Here is a 16,315-nt window from a genome sequence, read left to right as displayed (position 1 = left end):
TTTAATACACGGCAACAAGCTGAAGACGGTACAGTAGTACGGAATCGATTCTGGTACCGCTTTAGCGGCTTGACACAATCTTTCTCTTTGAGCTAAGGCACAGCAACACAGTAGTAAAAATGAAGTTGATTGACTATACACACTTAGGATGAAAAGGCCGTCTGAATGTTCAGACGGCCTGAGACCTTTGCAAAACCCCACGCCAACAAACAGCCGGAACATTCTTCATCATGTTCCGGCTGTTTTTGCGTAAAAAGTAGACTTTGAGGGTTTTGCAAAGGTCTCAGCCTCTATTTTACCCTTCCGCTTCTTTACTGCCTTTCGGGGCAGGCGGTTCTATTTGTTCTTTCCAGCCGCATTCTTTTTGCGGGCAGACTTTTTCTACGCCCCAGCGTTTGGTGGTTTTGATGGTCAGCACCGGCCATTGGCATTTCGGGCAGGTTTCGGCGATCGGCGGGTTCCAAGTGGCGTAGTTGCAGTCGGGGTAGGTGCTGCAGCTGTAAAACAGTTTGCCGTAGCGTGATTTGCGTTCTACCAAATGGCCTTTTTTACATTGCGGGCATTCTACGCCGGTGTCTTTGGGTTTTTCCAAAGGTTCGATGTGCTTGCACTTCGGATAGTTGGCGCAGCCGATGAATTTGCTGCCGGTGCGGCTGTATTTGTAAACCAGTCCGCCGCCGCATTTGGGGCATTCGCGGCCTTCGAGTTCGGCTTGTTCGGCGGCTTCTTTGGCGATGCGCTCGGCGGCTTGTTCGGCGGTTTCGTTGACGTTGCGGGTGTAGCTGCATTCGGGATAGCCGGCGCAGGCGACGAAGCGGCCCATTCTGCCGAATTTGATTTGCAGCTTGTGGTTGCCGCATTTCGGGCAGATTTCGTCAAGCTCTTCGGTGGTGAATTTGGCGCGTTCGATGCCTTCTTTTTCTTCAACCTGTTTGTGGAATCCTTTCCAGAATTTGTCCATCACGGGAATCCACTCGCGTTTGCCGGTGGCGATTTCGTCGAGCTGGTCTTCGAGTTTGGCGGTGAAGTGGTAATCGACGTATTGGGCGAAATGTTCGGTCAAAAATTTGTTGACGATGTCGCCGGTGTCGGTGGGCATGAAGCGTTTTTGCTCCAGCGTTACGTATTCGCGCTCTTTCAGGGTGGAAATGATGCTGGCGTAGGTAGAGGGGCGGCCGATGCCGAATTCTTCGAGTGCTTTCACCAGCGTTGCTTCGTTGAAGCGCGGCGGCGGGGTGGTGAAGTGCTGCTCGCCGTAGATGTTGTCGACGGGCAGTTTTTCGCCTTCTTTCATTTCGGGTAGTTTTTTGTTGTCTTCGTCTTCGTCGTTGTCGTCCACGCCTTCTTCATACACGCTCAAAAAGCCTGCGAAGGTTTGCACTTGGCCGGTTACGCGGAATACGCCGTTGCCCACGGCAATATCGACGGTGGTTTGGTCGAACTTGGCGGGGTTCATTTGGCAGGCTACGGTGCGCTGCCAGATCATTTGGTAGAGTTTGAATTGGTCGGCAGTCAGGAAGGGCTTCACGCTTTCGGGGGTGCGGTACACGGAAGTCGGGCGGATGGCTTCGTGCGCTTCCTGTGCGTTTTTCGATTTGGTTTTATAGTGTTTGGCGGCGGAAGGCAGGTATTCCGTGCCGATTTTGTTTTCAATGTAGTGGCGGATTTCGGTTAAGGCTTCGTCCGACAGGGTTACGCTGTCGGTGCGCATATAGGTAATCAAACCGATGGCACCCTGCCCTACGTCGATACCTTCATACAGTTGCTGGGCAGTGCGCATGGTGCGGTCGGTGGTCATGCCGAGTTTGCGCACGGCATCTTGCTGCATGGTGGAAGTGGTAAACGGTGCGGCGGGGTTGCGGCTGCGTTTTTTCTTTTCGATGGCGGCCACTTGGGCTTCTTGCCCTTCCAACCCTTTTAAGACGGCCTGTTGCGCGGCTTCGTCAGGCAGGGAGAATTGTTCCAGCTTTTCGCCGTTCCATTGCACGAGTTTGGCGGTAAATTTGCTGCGGCCTTTGTGGCTGTCGAGATGTACCGACCAGTATTCCTGCGCTTCGAATGCGCGGATTTCGTTTTCGCGTTCGCAAATCAGGCGCAAGGCGGGGCTTTGTACGCGGCCTGCGCTCAAGCCGCGGCGGATTTTTTTCCACAATAAGGGGGAAAGGTTGAAGCCGACCAGATAATCCAACGCGCGGCGCGCCTGCTGGGCATCGACCAAATTTTCTTCGAGTTCGCGCGGGTGGGCGATGGCATCGAGCACGGCGTTTTTGGTGATTTCGTGAAACACGACGCGCTGCGGTTTGATGTTTTTCAAGCCGCGTTTGGATTTGAGGATTTCCTGCAAGTGCCAAGAGATGGCTTCGCCTTCCCTATCCGGGTCGGTTGCCAGATAAAGGTTTTCAGCTTCTTTGGCGGCGGCAACGATGGCATCGACGTGCTTGGCGTTGCGGCTGACCATTTGGTATTTCATGGCAAAGTTATTGTCGGGGTCGACCGCGCCGGTTTTAGGCACCAAATCGCGCACATGACCGTAGGAAGCGAGGATTTCAAAATCGCTTCCGAGATATTTTTTCAGCGTTTTGGCTTTGGAGGGCGACTCCACAATCAATAAATTCTTTGCCATCGTCGGCTCCCTTGGGTTATTCGTGCCATACCGTTGCCGTTGTGATTTCAGACGGCCTGCGCGCATTTGTTGTGCGATGCCGTCTGAACGGGAAGCTCGGTATATATAGTATCAATCTGTATCGGCTAACTGCTTATTATTATATTTATATGATGCCGTCTGAAACCTTGTCAAAACTATTTTCGGTTTCAGACGGCATCAAAAAGCGATGAGCGTATGTGTGTTTATGTAAAAGGCGCACAATATACCGCAAATCCTACTGTTTGTGCGCCAATTCGCACCCGCCCGATAAACGGTGTTGTAAAAAGAGAAAAGCGAGCGGCGGCATGGCGGTTTTGAGGAGGCCGTCTGAACGCCATCAAGGCCGTCTGAATTTTCAGACGGCCTTGATGTATGTGATTCCGAAACTTTATATGGGTTTTAAAGTTTCTTGCCGCAAGCGGTTTCAAACTGTTTTTCGGTGATGGTGCCGCCTTGCACGCTCATGGGGCGCAAACCGGCGGCCGTGTAGGTTTCATTGGCCACTACCGTGCCTTTTTCGTCAAGCAGTTGGAGGGCGGTAAGGCGGTAGGTTTTGTTGGTGCAGTGGATTTCCCAAGTGCCGATGGCGGTTTTGTATTTGGGGGTGTTGCCGTAATTGTGCGAGCCGGGTTTAACCACCACTTTTCTGTCGCGGAAGGTTACTAAATTGCCGTTTTTGCGGATGCTGTTTTTGTCGACAGCCACTTTGATATTGCCGTTGGCAACCGTGCCGATACTGCTCCAATTACCGCTTACCGAAGGGCCTGTGGGGCTGTTGACGGTGGTACACGCAGCCATCAACAAAACAAGGGAAGCCGCAGCAAAGCGCGGAAAAAGGCGGTAGGTATTCATACATTCCTTTCAGACGGCCTGCGGGCAGACCATAATCAAAACGCCGATATATTAAGCGGTTTTATGTGATTGAACACAAAAATAAATAAAATAGCGTAAACCGTCTGCATTAAGTTCGGCCATATCTGGAATTAAAAAACACCCCGCCACGGTTTGAATCCGTTGGCGGGGTGCGTTTTATCCAAGCACACATTAGCCGATCAGCTTGCCCTGATGCAGCAGGAACAATACCGTAAAGCTGCTCAAATAAATCAAGCCCGCCCAAGCCAGCCACATCAGCCACGGTTGCAGCTTATGGCTGCCTTTGCGCACTAAAGAAAGGTTCAGCCAAGCAAAAACCGGCGTGCTCACAAACGAAGCGATCATGGCAAACTTCAGCATCACCAGCACCGCACCTTTGAAAAACAGAATCACGCACAGGCCGGCAACCGCCGCAAACGTAATCCATGCCGCCAAAATACGGTTGGTGTTGCGCTCGCCGCCCACAATCAGGCGCAGCGATTCCATATTGGTGCGCGAATAGCCGTCGATCACCGTAATCGTTGTGCCGTACATACACGCAAAAGCAATAAAAGTAACCAACCAGCGCGACCATTCGCCGATGGTGGAAGCATACATATTAATCAGTTGGCTGATATACGCGCCGCCGGCCATTTTCACTTCCGTGCCCGAACCGTACTGCACCAGCGCACCCAAAGCCAAAAACACCAGCGCCAGCAATGCCGTGCCGATATAGCCTACGTTAAAATCGAACAAGCCGTCTTGATAGCTGACTTTTTCCAGATTGCGCTTGGCCGCCACCCACATCGAATTAATCGCCGAAATCTCGATCGGCGCAGGCATCCAGCCCATCAACGCCACAATAAACGCCAGCGCGCCCAAATTCCACGGGTTGGGTTCGATAAAATCGGCCTGCATCTGCGAACCGTTTAACGCCGCCACAATAACGGCGGCAACGGTAGTAACGGTAAGGCTGACCATAATGATTTTCGACATACCGTCAACCGTACGGTAAGGCCCCACCAACAGCAGCAACACCGCCGATGCCAGCACCGCAATCGAAAGCCCGTTTACCGACCATTCTCCCGGCAACACAAAATTCAAAATCGCCGCACACAACATGCTCACCGCCGCCGTATTGATAACGGTGGCAAACAAGTTGAGCACAAAAAACACCCACAAATAAATTCTGCCTTTTTCCGCATAGCCTTCAAGCAGGCTCTTGCCCGTTTCCAGCGTGTATTGCGGGCCGAAGCGGAAAAACGGATATTTAAACAGATTGGCCAGCACAATAATCAACGCCAACTGCCAGCCGTAAAGCGCACCGGCCTGAGTGGACGCAATAATATGCGAACCGCCCACCGCCGCCGATGCCATCATAATCCCCGGCCCCATCGCTTTAAAACGGCTGCGCCAGCGCGAACCGTTTACCGTTTGCTCATTCATGTTCAATTTTCCCATTCATAATTAACTGCGTAACGGCACCGCCGCAACACAGAGAAGCGGCCATTATAGAGAAATTCATCCTGATTGTTTATCTAAAAACCACGGTTTACGCCTGCCCTCCAACATGCAGCAACACAGCCGGCACCGATTGCCCGCAAACCGCCGATAACGGCCTGTCGCGAAAACGGTATAATACGCGGCAGAAACCCTGCACGGTGCCGCATATATTAAGTAAAGCCGCCGCAACACGGTTTCAGGCCGTCTGAAAAACTTTCAGACGGCCTGCGGGTTCTAACCCGTACGGCACGGGCTGTCCCGCCGCCCTTACAACAACAATGTTACCCCGTAACAACAAAGGAACCTACCATGAACAAATCTTTATATACACTCGGCACGCTTGCCGCCCTCACCCTGCTGGCTGCCTGCGGCGGCCAAAACAACAACGCCCAAGCACCTGCGGCTGCCGACACCGCATCCGCAGCGGCCGCAACAGGCGCGAAAGCATCAATTGAGCAGCGCGAGCAACTGATGGAAAACTACAAAAAACAAATGGGCACGATGGCCAAAATGGTTAAAGGCGAAGCACCTTTCGATGCCGCCGCCTTCCAACAGGCTGCCGACAATTTGGATGCCGATGCAGGCAAACCATGGGAACACTACACCCCCGAAAGTGCCAAAGAAGAATCTGAAGCCAAGCCCGAAATCTGGAGCAAGCCCGACGAATTTAAAAAAGAAATCGACAAATTCACCGCCGCAACAGCCGCTCTGAAAGTAGCCGCCGCTTCCGGCAAACTCGACGATGTGAAAAAACCGTTCGGCGAAGTCGGCCAAAGCTGCAAATCCTGCCACGATTCATTCCGCAAAGAATAAACCCCAACCCGCCTAACGATTTAGGCTCAGGCCATACAGGCCGTCTGAAAACCTCTTTTCAGACGGCCTGATGCTTTTATAATGCCTGCCGGAAACCACCACAGAAAGAACAACATGTCCCTACAAATCTACCTCGTCCGCCACGGCAAAACCGTCTTCAACACCGTAGGCCGCCTGCAAGGCTGGAGCGACTCGCCGCTCACGCAGGAAGGCCGCGACATCGCCGCCCGCTTGGGCTGCGGATTGGCCGAACGCAGCATCCGCTTCGATGCCGCCTTTTCCAGCACCGCACCGCGCGCCGCCGAAACCGCCCGTATCATTTTGACGCATCAGGGGCAATCCGATTTACCGCTGACACAACTGCCCGATTTGCGCGAATACTGCTTCGGCGGCTTTGAAGGCGAATTCAACCACACCCTGCACCAAACCATCGCCGCATCGCTGGGCTTACCCGACGTAACAACATGGAAACAGACATACCAAAACGCCGACCATCATTTGCTGGCGGAAACAGTTTCCGCATTAGACGAACTGGGTTTGGCCGAAAACGAACAGCAGTTTACAGGCCGTCTGAAAAACGGCATGGCAGAAGTGGTGCGGCAGAGCAACGGCGCCCAACGCATATTGGTTGTCGCGCACGGCATGGCCATCACGGCTATTTTGAAAAACATTGATTTCAACAGCATCCCCTACCGCAGCGTAGACAACGCTTCCGTATCCCGGCTGCGGTTCGAGCAAGGCAAATGGCGAATCGAAAGCGTGGGAGAAACCACTTTTCTATCGGCATAACATTCCAGCATGTCATGCGATTGGCACAAAAAAGACAATATCCGCAAGATTCTGAATAATAGTTGGAAAATAACTTGTGTTTATTTTTGTTAAGAATGATAATCTGGTTTTACAAATACCAACGGTCTGAAAATTAGACTACTGGTTATTTTGCAACTTAACGCACAATAAATAACTTTAATAAAAAGGATTAAACACATGAACGCGGTTAAAAAACTTTTTGTACTCACTTCGGCTATGGCTGCGATGTCGGCTTCTGGGTTGGCTATGGCAACTACAACAGTAGAAGGAGAGTTTTATGTCAGCATTCGCATAACACCTGCTTGTACAGTATCAACTCTCGCAACTACAGCACCTACAGAATTATCATCCAATGCAAGAGGTGCGGACATTGATTTTGAAGATCATGCTTCTAACAGTACAAACAATGTTGAACGCCTGAGCCAGGCTGGCACAAATGGGGGTATTGGTGTTACCTGTACTAAAGGCACTCCTTATGAAATTGCTCTGACAACAACCAATAAAAATGGTAACGATGGAACAGGCGAAATGCATGGTGTAAGCGGTTCAGCTGCGGCAACTGCCAACGATAAAATTGCATATACACTCTATCAAGATGCTGGTCGCGGAAAAGTTTGGGGAACCGGAGAACATGCTTTCAAAGATTTACGAGGTACGGGTACAGAACAGTTCTACCCTGTTTACGGTAGAGTGGCTGGTACAGAGCTGAATAAAACTGCGGGTCGTTATTTTGACCGTGTGAGAGTAACAGTAAGCTACTAACCATTAGAGTCATAAATAAGTCCATCAATACTACATTTCGTCATACTCGAGCTTGGCAGTAGTTTCAAGGCATTTAACGATGCCTGCCGATATCTGCGTCAAGCTCGGATATGGCGTATATTGTTTTTAAGCCCAAATAAATATTTTATTTGAATATTTTTTGAAATAGCTGCGTTATTTCCCTTCATTCCAACCTTCATCATGAAAGCGGATACAGATATGGCTAACCTGAAACCTTCCCCAGCTTGCATACTTACCGGTTTGGCACTGAGCACCGTATCCGGTGCCTTTGCCGCCGGCCTGCAAGTCAGCCCTACCGGTTTGTCCCTGCCCGCCAAACAGCGGGCAGGCGTTTTCACGTTAACCAATACCGGTGCCAAGCCGCTGACCGCGCAGGTGCGTGTGTACCGCTGGAGCCAAGACGGTGAAGGCAAAGACGTGCTCACACCCAGCGGCGATGTTGTGGCCAGCCCGCCGATGGTGAAACTGGCTGCCGGAAAGGCACAGCAATTCCGCGTGATCCGCACCAAGCCCGCCGCACCGCACGAAGAGGCGTTCCGCTTGGTGGTAGACGAATTGCCCTCCCCTGAAGACAAACCCCAATCCAGCCTGCAATTCGTGCTGCGCTATTCGATTCCGCTGTTTTTAAACCAAACCGATTCACCCGAGCCGCAACTGCAATGGCGCGTCGAGCGGGCAGCGGGCGGCAAAAGCGTGCTCACCGTTAAAAATATCGGCAAGGCTTATGCCCAGTTGAGCAATATTTCTGTGAAAAACGGCAGCAAAGACAAAAGCTTGGCCGGCGGCTTGGCAGGATATGTGCTGCCGGGCAACACTTGGAAAAGCGTAGTGGATACCGAGCCTGCTTCTTTGAAAAACGGCGGATTGTCGGCCACGGTAAACGGTCGGCAGATAAAGCCGGAGGTTCAAGGTGCAGTACGTTAATACTGCATTTCCTTTAAAACAGATTGTTTCCGGCATTTTCTTGTTTTTATACACGTTTCAGGCATCCGCCGAAACTTTTGCTCCGGAAACCGCCGCGTATGCCCAAGAATGGCTGCCGGTTTATCCGCAGGTGTCTGTAAACGGCAGCACGGCGGAAGGTCTGTTCAAATTTATGTCGCACCACGGGCGTTTATTCGTCAAAGCGGATACGCTCGCTTCTCTCGGCATCCATACGCCCGATTCGCATATACGGCAGGCCAAGCAGGCCGAAGGGCAGATTGGCACCGAAAGCTCTGCCGCTCCTGCAACCGATACAAACCCGATCACAACAGAATCCGAAACCGAACTTGCCGCTTCGGAAAGGCCGTCTGAAAAAGGCCTGTCTGAAAACCCGACCGAGCTTGACGGGCAATCCCCAACACACAACCAAGCACACCGAGCAGGCAATCCAACTGCCGCCGACACCGCTTCATCCGGCTGGATTGAGCTGGAAACCATTCCCGAACTGCACGTTCAATACGATGCCGCCGCCCAAACTTTGGCACTTACCGCCCCTTTGGATTGGCTCAACCTGCCTGTAACCCATATCGGCAAAGAAACCGAACAAGCCTACCGGATTGCCCGCCCCGGTTTCGCGGGCGTGTTGAACTATGATTACAACATCACACGCAACGGCAACGGCAGCACCGGCCACGGCCTGCTGGCCGAAGCGCGCCTGACCACTCCTGCCGGCTATCTGAGCCACAACCATCTGTGGAACCGCCATCAAGAAAACGAGCGCAGCACCAACAAAAACGTGCGTTTGGACACCTATTGGCGCAGCACTTGGCCGGAACAAGGCTTGGTGCTGACAGCCGGCGACATTTTTGCCGGCCAGTTGAGCGGCAGCAGCTCGCGCTTGGGCGGCATCAAACTCGAACGCACCTACCGCACCCAACCGTGGCGGAACACCGCGCCTTTACGTTCTTATTTGGGCGAAACCACTTTGCCCGGCACCGTCGATTTATATTTGAACGGCGTAAAACAATACAGCCAAGATGTCGCCGCCGGACGCTACGAAATCACCCTGCCGCCTTCCATCAGCGGCAGCGGCACGGCACAAGTGGTGGCAACCGACGTATTGGGCCGCCAAGTAACCGTTGATCTGCCTTTATACCGCGGCACCGGCATGCTGGCCAAAGGCTTGAACGAATGGTCGTTGGAAGCAGGCTATTTGCGGCGCGGCTACGGCATCAGCGATTTCGACTACCACAAAACATTAGTCGGAAGCGGCGCAATACGCTACGGCATCAGCCACTTCCTAACCGGCCAGCTTCATGCGCAGGGCGGCGGCGGATACCGCCAGTTCGGCGCGGCGGCCAACAGCGTTATCGGCTCGCTGGGGCAACTCAACTTCAGCCATGCGCAAAGCCGTTTCAAACAACACAAAGGCGCGCAAAGCAGCATATTTTTCAGCACGCAAAAAGGCGCATGGTCGTTTGGCGCGGGCTGGAGCCTTTACAGCAACCGTTTTTCCGAATTAAGCCGGATTCTCGATGAAAAAGCATTTCAACCCGAACCCGGCCACATCCGCACCGCCTCCGCCTCGCTCGGCTGGAGCAGCCGCAAGTTAGGCTCGTTTGCACTCTCTTATCTGCACAACAAACGCAGCGCAGAAAAGCAAACAGACAAAATCGGCACATTCAACTGGAATGTGAATATCGGCAAACGCCTCGGCGTGTATCTGAATGCCGCACACCATTTCAACAACAGCGAACAGCGCAGCCTCTACGGCGGCATATCGCTCAGCTTGGACAAAGGCTATTCCGCCAATGCCGGCAGCCAGCGCGACGGCAGCGGCAACCGAAGCCACCGCGTCTCTCTAAGCAAATCTTCCGCCGGATTGGGCAGCCCTTCTTGGAATATCGGCTGGCAGCAGCAAAGCAGCAGCCACACCAAACGCCAAGGCCATCTGAACGGCTATCTGAACCACGATACCCAATACGGCGACTTCAGAGGCAGCGTATACCACACCAGAGGCATGACCAACTGGAACACCGGCGTGCGCGGCGGCATCGTGCTGATGAGGGGCGACGTGTTCGCCACCCGCACCGTGAACGACAGCTTTGCCGTCGTCAACGCGGGCGGCATGGGCGGCGTGCCCGTGATGCTGTTTAACAACACCGTCGGCAAAACCAACCGCAAAGGCCTGCTGCTGGTGCCCAACTTATCGGCTTACCAGAAAAACTCGCTCGATATCGACATTACCGATTTGCCGCAAAACGTGCAGGTAGAACACTCGCGCGTACAGGCCGTGCCGACCGAACGCTCCGGTGTGGCGGTGGATTTCAAAATCAACATCATGCGCGCCGCCGCGCTGACCCTGAAACATTCAGACGGCCTCTTTGTAAAAGACGGCTCGGTGATTTACAACAAAGACGGCACGCCCGTTGCCGTGGTCGGTTTCGACGGCCGCGCATTTGTCGAACAGTTGGCGGAAGGGCGCAACCGCTTTACGGTGCAACAGCCCGAAAACGGCAGCGAATGCCGCTTTGAAGTGGATTATCAAACCGAACAACACAAAGACAGCCTGCCCGATTTAGGTGAAATGATATGCACAAAAAAACAGCAGTAAACCTACCCGCAACACCCGCCAAGCAAGCCGCCCTACCGCTGCCTGCGGGCGTACTTCTCGCCGCCCTGCTGGCCATACTGCCCGTGCAGGAAGCATTGGCAGATTGTACAGCTACGGCGCAAAGTATCCATTTCGGCAACGTAAATTTGCTCGCTCCAAGCCCCGCCACCGCACAAGGTGCAGTGTCTGTTACCTGCACAAAAACAGCCAGCCGATCAAGTCCGCAGAGTTTTAACGTTTGCTTGGCGGTTGACGGCGGTCAGACTTCCCAGCAAACATTAAACCCCAAGCGCTTATGCAAAAGTAGTCGTTGTAGTAACAACGATACACCCCCTTTCGTAACTTATGATCTCTACCACGACCCCGCACACACGAGAATTTGGTCTACACCGAGACAAAACGGCCGACCCATTGATGTAACAATAAACGTTCCCGCCGGGGCTGCATCGCACACCGTGGACGTGCCTTTCTATGCCAAACTTATCCCGCCCTTCACCAATGTAACGGAAGGAATTTACTCCATCGGTTTTGGAGGCGGTTCTACCTCGCTGTCTTTCGGCAACACATCGTGCGGCATCGGCGGTCGGCGTTTTGCCTTTACTGTAACCGCAAACGTCATAAAAAACTGCATCATCAGCGAGGCAAGAGACATCAACTTCGGCACGGTTCAAACAAATGCCACCAACCTGCAAGGCCAATCTTCTTTTAAAGTAACCTGTACCCAAGGCACACCCTACAAAATCGGTCTGCAACCTTCCAATAACAATCAAAACGGGCAAGGGGTCATGCGGGCTGTGCAGGCAGGAAACCCCGACGGCGTACCCTACCAACTGCGTTCGACCGCCGGATTAAACGGCACCGTTTGGGGAAACACGGCAACCGCCCAAAGCACCAACAACGGCGTAGCCGGAACCGGTAGCGGCACGACACAAAAACACGATGTGTATGCCACCATCGACTCAGTTAACAACTACCGCCCGGGCGAGTATCGGGACAGGGTGATCATTAACGTTTATTATTGAAACAGACGGATATTACATTAACCAACCCATATAAAATTTTTCAAAATTATTACATACATCAATGATACAATATGAATGCTCATTTCATCATAGGAAATGAGGTTGTCAGCAGACTGTCAAGGTCATTATAGGCTTCGAAAGTTGCCATAGACCATGACAGTATTATCAACAGGAAACGCATGGCATAGATTATTGTCATGTTTAACTCCTTGGTAATTATATCTGTTTGATTATAATTCATCTTTAGCATATTAGCGGTCTGCGTAAAATTGTTGTCATGCAATAGTATGCAAAATGGTGCTCCTTAACTGAGAGTGCTTGGCTATACTGAGGGCTGTTAACTACTTAAGTAGTTAGGGACTACCGCAATCCTAAGCCCTTAGTTTTGCTTTTCTATTTAATTCATCATGAAGATATATGGATTTACCTTGGTTTAAAATGCGAGGGTATCTACATTTTGATACTCCTATTAGCTTACAAAAAGCAAATGAACTTGTTTCATGCCCTGAACGCGTCGCAAAACACAGCTTTTATCCATTTATTTCATGTACGTTATCAGTTCCAAAATTAAAAAAGAATACCCAAGGAAAATTGACTCGAGAGCCTAAAAAACGCGTAATCTCTTATGCATCTCATAAAGATAGTCATATTTTTAGCTACTATGCTTATATTTTAAATGACAAGTATGAGCATCTTTTAAATAATAGCTATAGCAGTATTAATAATTCAGTATTGGCCTTTAGAAAATTAGGTCAAAATAATATTAATTTCGCACAACAGGCATTTAATAATATAAAACAAGCAAAAAATTGCTCTGTAATTGCATTAGATATATCTGATTTCTTTGGCAACCTAGATCATAAAATTTTGAAGCAACAGTGGTGCAAATTATTAGGAACGCATACTTTACCCGTTGATCACTTTGCCGTATTTAAAGCTATTACCCAATACACAACAATATCAAAAGATATTTTATTCAAGGAATTCAAAATATCTTCTCACACGCCAAGAAGTAATAATAGAAAAAGAATTTGTACCCCAGAAGAATTCAGATCATTTAGAAAAAAACATAAGCTTTCTTTAGCTTTACCAGATCAAAATTTATTTATTCCGAATAAAAATAAAGGAATACCTCAAGGCTCTCCGATTAGTGCATTATTATCCAATATTTACATGATTGATTTTGATGCTTTTTGTCACAATAAAATTAGCGAATTAGGTGGATTATACTTAAGATATTGTGATGATATTTTATGTATAGTTCCAACACCAAGAGTAGATGAAATTCAGCATTTAGTTAATCAAGAAATTATGAAGCTAAAGCTAAAAATTCATCCAACAAAGACAGAAATTATTACTTTTAAGTATGATGATAAAAAACGGAAAGTTCTTAATGATAAAAAACTCCAGTATTTAGGATTTATTCTAAAAGACGAATCTATTACCATTCGCCCTGCTGCATTTACAAAATATTCAAAAAAAATGAAGCGCGGAGTTAGTTTAGCTAAACAAACTCAAAGGAAATATAATATTATTCGGTCTAAAAATGCTCTTTCTGGAAAACGATTATTCAAGAAAAAATTATATTCAACCTATTCCCACTTCGGCAGAAGAAATTTTATCTCTTACGGACGAAGAGCTGCCGAGATTATGGAATCTCCACAAATTAGAAAACAATTAAAACCTTTATGGAAAAGACTGCAATATAGAATTGAAACTGATTAAATTCATAGCTAACAAGCTAATTCATAATATCTTTATAAAATAAACTTGCACTGATAATTCAAAGAGGCCGTCTGAAAATAAATTTTCAGACGGCCATATAGATTCACAGGATTAAGACATTCGCTTACCTTGTCTATCCAACTGATTTAAAAGATTTCAGCTAAACAGCACCGAAGCGTTGCCGATGCCGCCGATGGATACCGACATGAAATCGCCTGCGCTCACGTTTTCCAGCGGCACGAGTGCGCCGGAGAGGATGATTTCGCCGGCTTTGAGCGGGATGCCGAAGCTGCCCAGGGTGTTGGCGAGCCAGGCGACGCAGTTGACGGGGCTGCCGAGGGCGGCGGCACCTGCGCCGGTGCTGATGATTTTGCCGTTTTTCTCGACGACCATGCCGCAGGTGCGCAAATCGACTTGGCGCGGGCTGACGGCGGTGTCGCCCAGAATCAGCAGGCCGCAGGAGGCGTTGTCGGCGACGGTGTCTTGGATTTTGATTTGCCAGTTTTCGATGCGGGAATCGACGATTTCAAAACACGGCATCACGCATTCGGTGGCGGCGATGACGTCGGCGGCGGTTACGCCGGGGCCGTTGAGGTCTTTTTTCAGCACGAAGGCGATCTCGCCTTCGGCGCGCGGCTGCATCAGCATTTGGCTGATGGGCATGTCTTGCCCTTGGCTGAATACCATTTTGTCGGTGAGAAAGCCGAAATCGGGCTGGTCGACTTTGAGCATGGATTGTACGGCGTACGAGGTGAGGCCGATTTTTTTGCCGATCACTTTTTCGCCTGCATCCAAGCGGTGTTGCAAGAAGGCTTGGGAGATGTGGTAGGCGTCTTCGATGGTGATGTCGGGTGCTTGTTCGGTAAGCGGGCGGATGGCTTGGCGGTTGGTCATGGCTTGGTAGAGCATGGTGCCGAAGCGTTTAATGTCGTCTTGGGTCATGTGGTTTCTCCGCTTGAGGCCGTCTGAATGTTCAGACGGCCTTTTGTTATGGGTTGTCGGGTGGCGGGGATGCCCGCCCTACGTTTTTCAGACTGGCATTGTTGGTTGCTTTGTCTGATTGCCGTTGCGCTTGGGCTGCTGGACGGCGGGCAGAGATGCCCGCCCTACGGTTTTTAGAACCGCACAGTCTGCTTTCAGACGGCCTGCTTAGAGTTTGATACAGATGTTTTTCAGCTCGGTGTAAAACTCGAGGCCGTGTACGCCGCCTTCGCGGCCGATGCCGGATTGTTTGGCGCCGCCGAATGCGGTGCGCAGGTCGCGCAGGAACCAGCTGTTCACCCACACCAAACCGGCTTCCATCTGCTCGGCCACGCGCACGGCGCGGCTGCTGTTTTCCGTCCAGATGGCGGCGGCAAGGCCGTAGCGGGTGTCGTTGGCCAGTGCAATCACTTCTTCTTCGCTGTCGAAGGGGCGGATGTGGCAGCAGGGGCCGAAGATTTCTTCGCGGATCACGCGGGCCTCGTCCGGCAACCCTGTCCAAATGGTCGGTTCTATCCATGCGCCGTCTTGCAGGGCTTCGCCCATGTCGGGTATGCCGCCGCCGATTTCTACGGTTGCGCCTTCTTTTTCGGCCAGTTTGTAGTACGACAGCACTTTATCGCGGTGTTCCAAACTGATTAGGGGGCCGAAATTGGCTTCGGGGTCGTCGGGGCGGCCGGGCTTGAGTTTGGCCACTTCTTCTTTCATGCGTTTTAAAAAGGCATCGAAGAGCGGGCGTTCTACATATACGCGCTCGGTGCCGAGACACACTTGACCGCAGTTGACGAAAGCGGAACGCATGGTGCCTTCGACGGCTTTTTCCAAATCGCAGTCGGCAAACACGATGGCGGGGTTTTTGCCGCCGCATTCCATCGAGATGTTGCGCAGGCCGACGGCAGCGGCTTTCATGATGATTTCGCCGGTGCGGGTTTCGCCGGTAAAGGTGATGGCGTCGATGTCTTTGTGTTCGGTAAGGAATGCGCCGGCGGAATTGGGGCCGAAGCCGTGCACGACGTTGAACACGCCGGGCGGTACGCCGCATTCGTTCATTACCTCGCCCAGCAGGGTGGTGGTGGCGGGGGTTTCTTCAGACGGCTTCACGACCACAGTGTTGCCGCAGGCCAAGGCGGGGCCGACTTTCCATGTCATCAACAGCAGGGGCAGGTTCCACGGGGCAACCACGGCAACCACGCCTTTGGGGGTGCGGTGGCCGACGTTTAACGCGCCTTTGCCGTCGGGCGTGTCGAGACGGAAGCCTTCGGTGGGGTGATTGGCCAAGGTTTCGGAGAAGGCTTTGAAGTTGGCCGCGCCTCGCGGGATGTCGATATGGGCGGCCATTTTGCGCGGCTTGCCGGTATCGAGACATTCGGCTTCGAGAAATTCGTCGAAGCGTTCGTTGATGCGGTCGGCCACTTTATTGAGCAATTCGATGCGCTCGGCCTGCGTGAGTTTGCTCCACGGGCCTTTGAGTGCGGCGCGGGCGGCGGCAACGGCGGCATCGACTTCTTCTCTGCCGCCTTCGTGTACGATGCCGATCACGCTGTTGTCTACGGGGTTGCGGTTTTCAAAGGTTTTGCCGCCGGCGGAGCCGACGTATTTACCGTTGATAAAGTGTTTGAATTCTTTCATGTTTCTGCCTCTGTT

Annotated in this window: 12 protein-coding genes; 7 read left to right on the top strand and 5 right to left on the bottom strand. The window is 51.4% G+C overall.

Annotated features, from left to right (window positions below; translation table 11 throughout):
* Positions 1–295: 295 nt before the first annotated feature.
* The 3 genes from topA to LVJ88_RS00650 form a co-directional block, all read right to left on the bottom strand.
* The gene (topA, locus tag LVJ88_RS00660; protein WP_085418597.1) at positions 296–2,623 is read right to left on the bottom strand and encodes a type I DNA topoisomerase; all 2,328 of its coding nucleotides are present in this window, start codon (positions 2,621–2,623) and stop codon (positions 296–298) included.
* 420 nt (positions 2,624–3,043) lie between these two features.
* Positions 3,044–3,496, bottom strand: coding sequence for a surface-adhesin E family protein (locus LVJ88_RS00655; protein WP_054600034.1), 453 nt, complete (start codon positions 3,494–3,496; stop codon positions 3,044–3,046).
* A 192-nt stretch (positions 3,497–3,688) separates the two neighbouring features.
* On the bottom strand, positions 3,689–4,942 hold the full coding sequence (locus tag LVJ88_RS00650) for an NRAMP family divalent metal transporter (RefSeq protein ID WP_085418611.1): 1,254 nt from the start codon (positions 4,940–4,942) through the stop codon (positions 3,689–3,691).
* 366 nt (positions 4,943–5,308) lie between these two features.
* Between LVJ88_RS00650 and LVJ88_RS00645 the strand changes: the two genes are divergently transcribed.
* The 7 genes from LVJ88_RS00645 (at position 5,309) to drt2 (ending at position 13,690) form a co-directional block, all read left to right on the top strand.
* Complete coding sequence (locus tag LVJ88_RS00645) at positions 5,309–5,812, top strand: c-type cytochrome (RefSeq protein ID WP_085356799.1); 504 nt, start codon at positions 5,309–5,311, stop codon at positions 5,810–5,812.
* A 114-nt stretch (positions 5,813–5,926) separates the two neighbouring features.
* On the top strand, positions 5,927–6,601 hold the full coding sequence (locus LVJ88_RS00640) for a histidine phosphatase family protein (RefSeq protein ID WP_085418596.1): 675 nt from the start codon (positions 5,927–5,929) through the stop codon (positions 6,599–6,601).
* A 198-nt stretch (positions 6,602–6,799) separates the two neighbouring features.
* Complete coding sequence (locus tag LVJ88_RS00635) at positions 6,800–7,384, top strand: Csu type fimbrial protein (RefSeq protein WP_085418595.1); 585 nt, start codon at positions 6,800–6,802, stop codon at positions 7,382–7,384.
* Between the two features lie 219 nt (positions 7,385–7,603).
* On the top strand, positions 7,604–8,329 hold the full coding sequence (locus LVJ88_RS00630; RefSeq protein WP_096777403.1) for a fimbrial biogenesis chaperone: 726 nt from the start codon (positions 7,604–7,606) through the stop codon (positions 8,327–8,329).
* Entirely contained in the window at positions 8,316–10,943 is a 2,628-nt protein-coding gene (locus tag LVJ88_RS00625; protein ID WP_085418594.1) for a fimbria/pilus outer membrane usher protein, read from the top strand. The genes LVJ88_RS00630 and LVJ88_RS00625 overlap by 14 nt, the downstream gene beginning before the upstream one ends.
* Positions 10,922–11,965: a Csu type fimbrial protein gene (locus LVJ88_RS00620; RefSeq protein WP_085418593.1), complete on the top strand. Its 1,044-nt coding sequence runs from the start codon at positions 10,922–10,924 to the stop codon at positions 11,963–11,965. Before LVJ88_RS00625 ends, LVJ88_RS00620 begins: the two co-directional genes overlap by 22 nt.
* A 417-nt stretch (positions 11,966–12,382) precedes the next feature.
* Positions 12,383–13,690, top strand: coding sequence for an antiviral reverse transcriptase Drt2 (gene drt2, locus LVJ88_RS00615; RefSeq protein WP_085418592.1), 1,308 nt, complete (start codon positions 12,383–12,385; stop codon positions 13,688–13,690).
* 156 nt (positions 13,691–13,846) lie between these two features.
* On the opposite strand, the gene dmpE is transcribed toward drt2, so the two are convergent.
* Together dmpE and LVJ88_RS00605 are read right to left on the bottom strand one after the other, a co-directional pair.
* Positions 13,847–14,632, bottom strand: a complete 786-nt coding sequence (dmpE, locus tag LVJ88_RS00610) for a 2-oxopent-4-enoate hydratase (RefSeq protein ID WP_085418591.1) — start codon at positions 14,630–14,632, stop codon at positions 13,847–13,849.
* A gap of 207 nt (positions 14,633–14,839) precedes the next feature.
* Positions 14,840–16,300, bottom strand: coding sequence for a 2-hydroxymuconic semialdehyde dehydrogenase (locus LVJ88_RS00605; RefSeq protein ID WP_085418590.1), 1,461 nt, complete (start codon positions 16,298–16,300; stop codon positions 14,840–14,842).
* Positions 16,301–16,315: the final 15 nt, after the last annotated feature.

The sequence above is a fragment of the Neisseria dumasiana genome (genome assembly GCF_022870885.1).
Taxonomy (GTDB): Bacteria; Pseudomonadota; Gammaproteobacteria; order Burkholderiales; family Neisseriaceae; genus Neisseria; species Neisseria dumasiana.
This window is presented reverse-complemented; position numbering and strand designations above follow the sequence as displayed.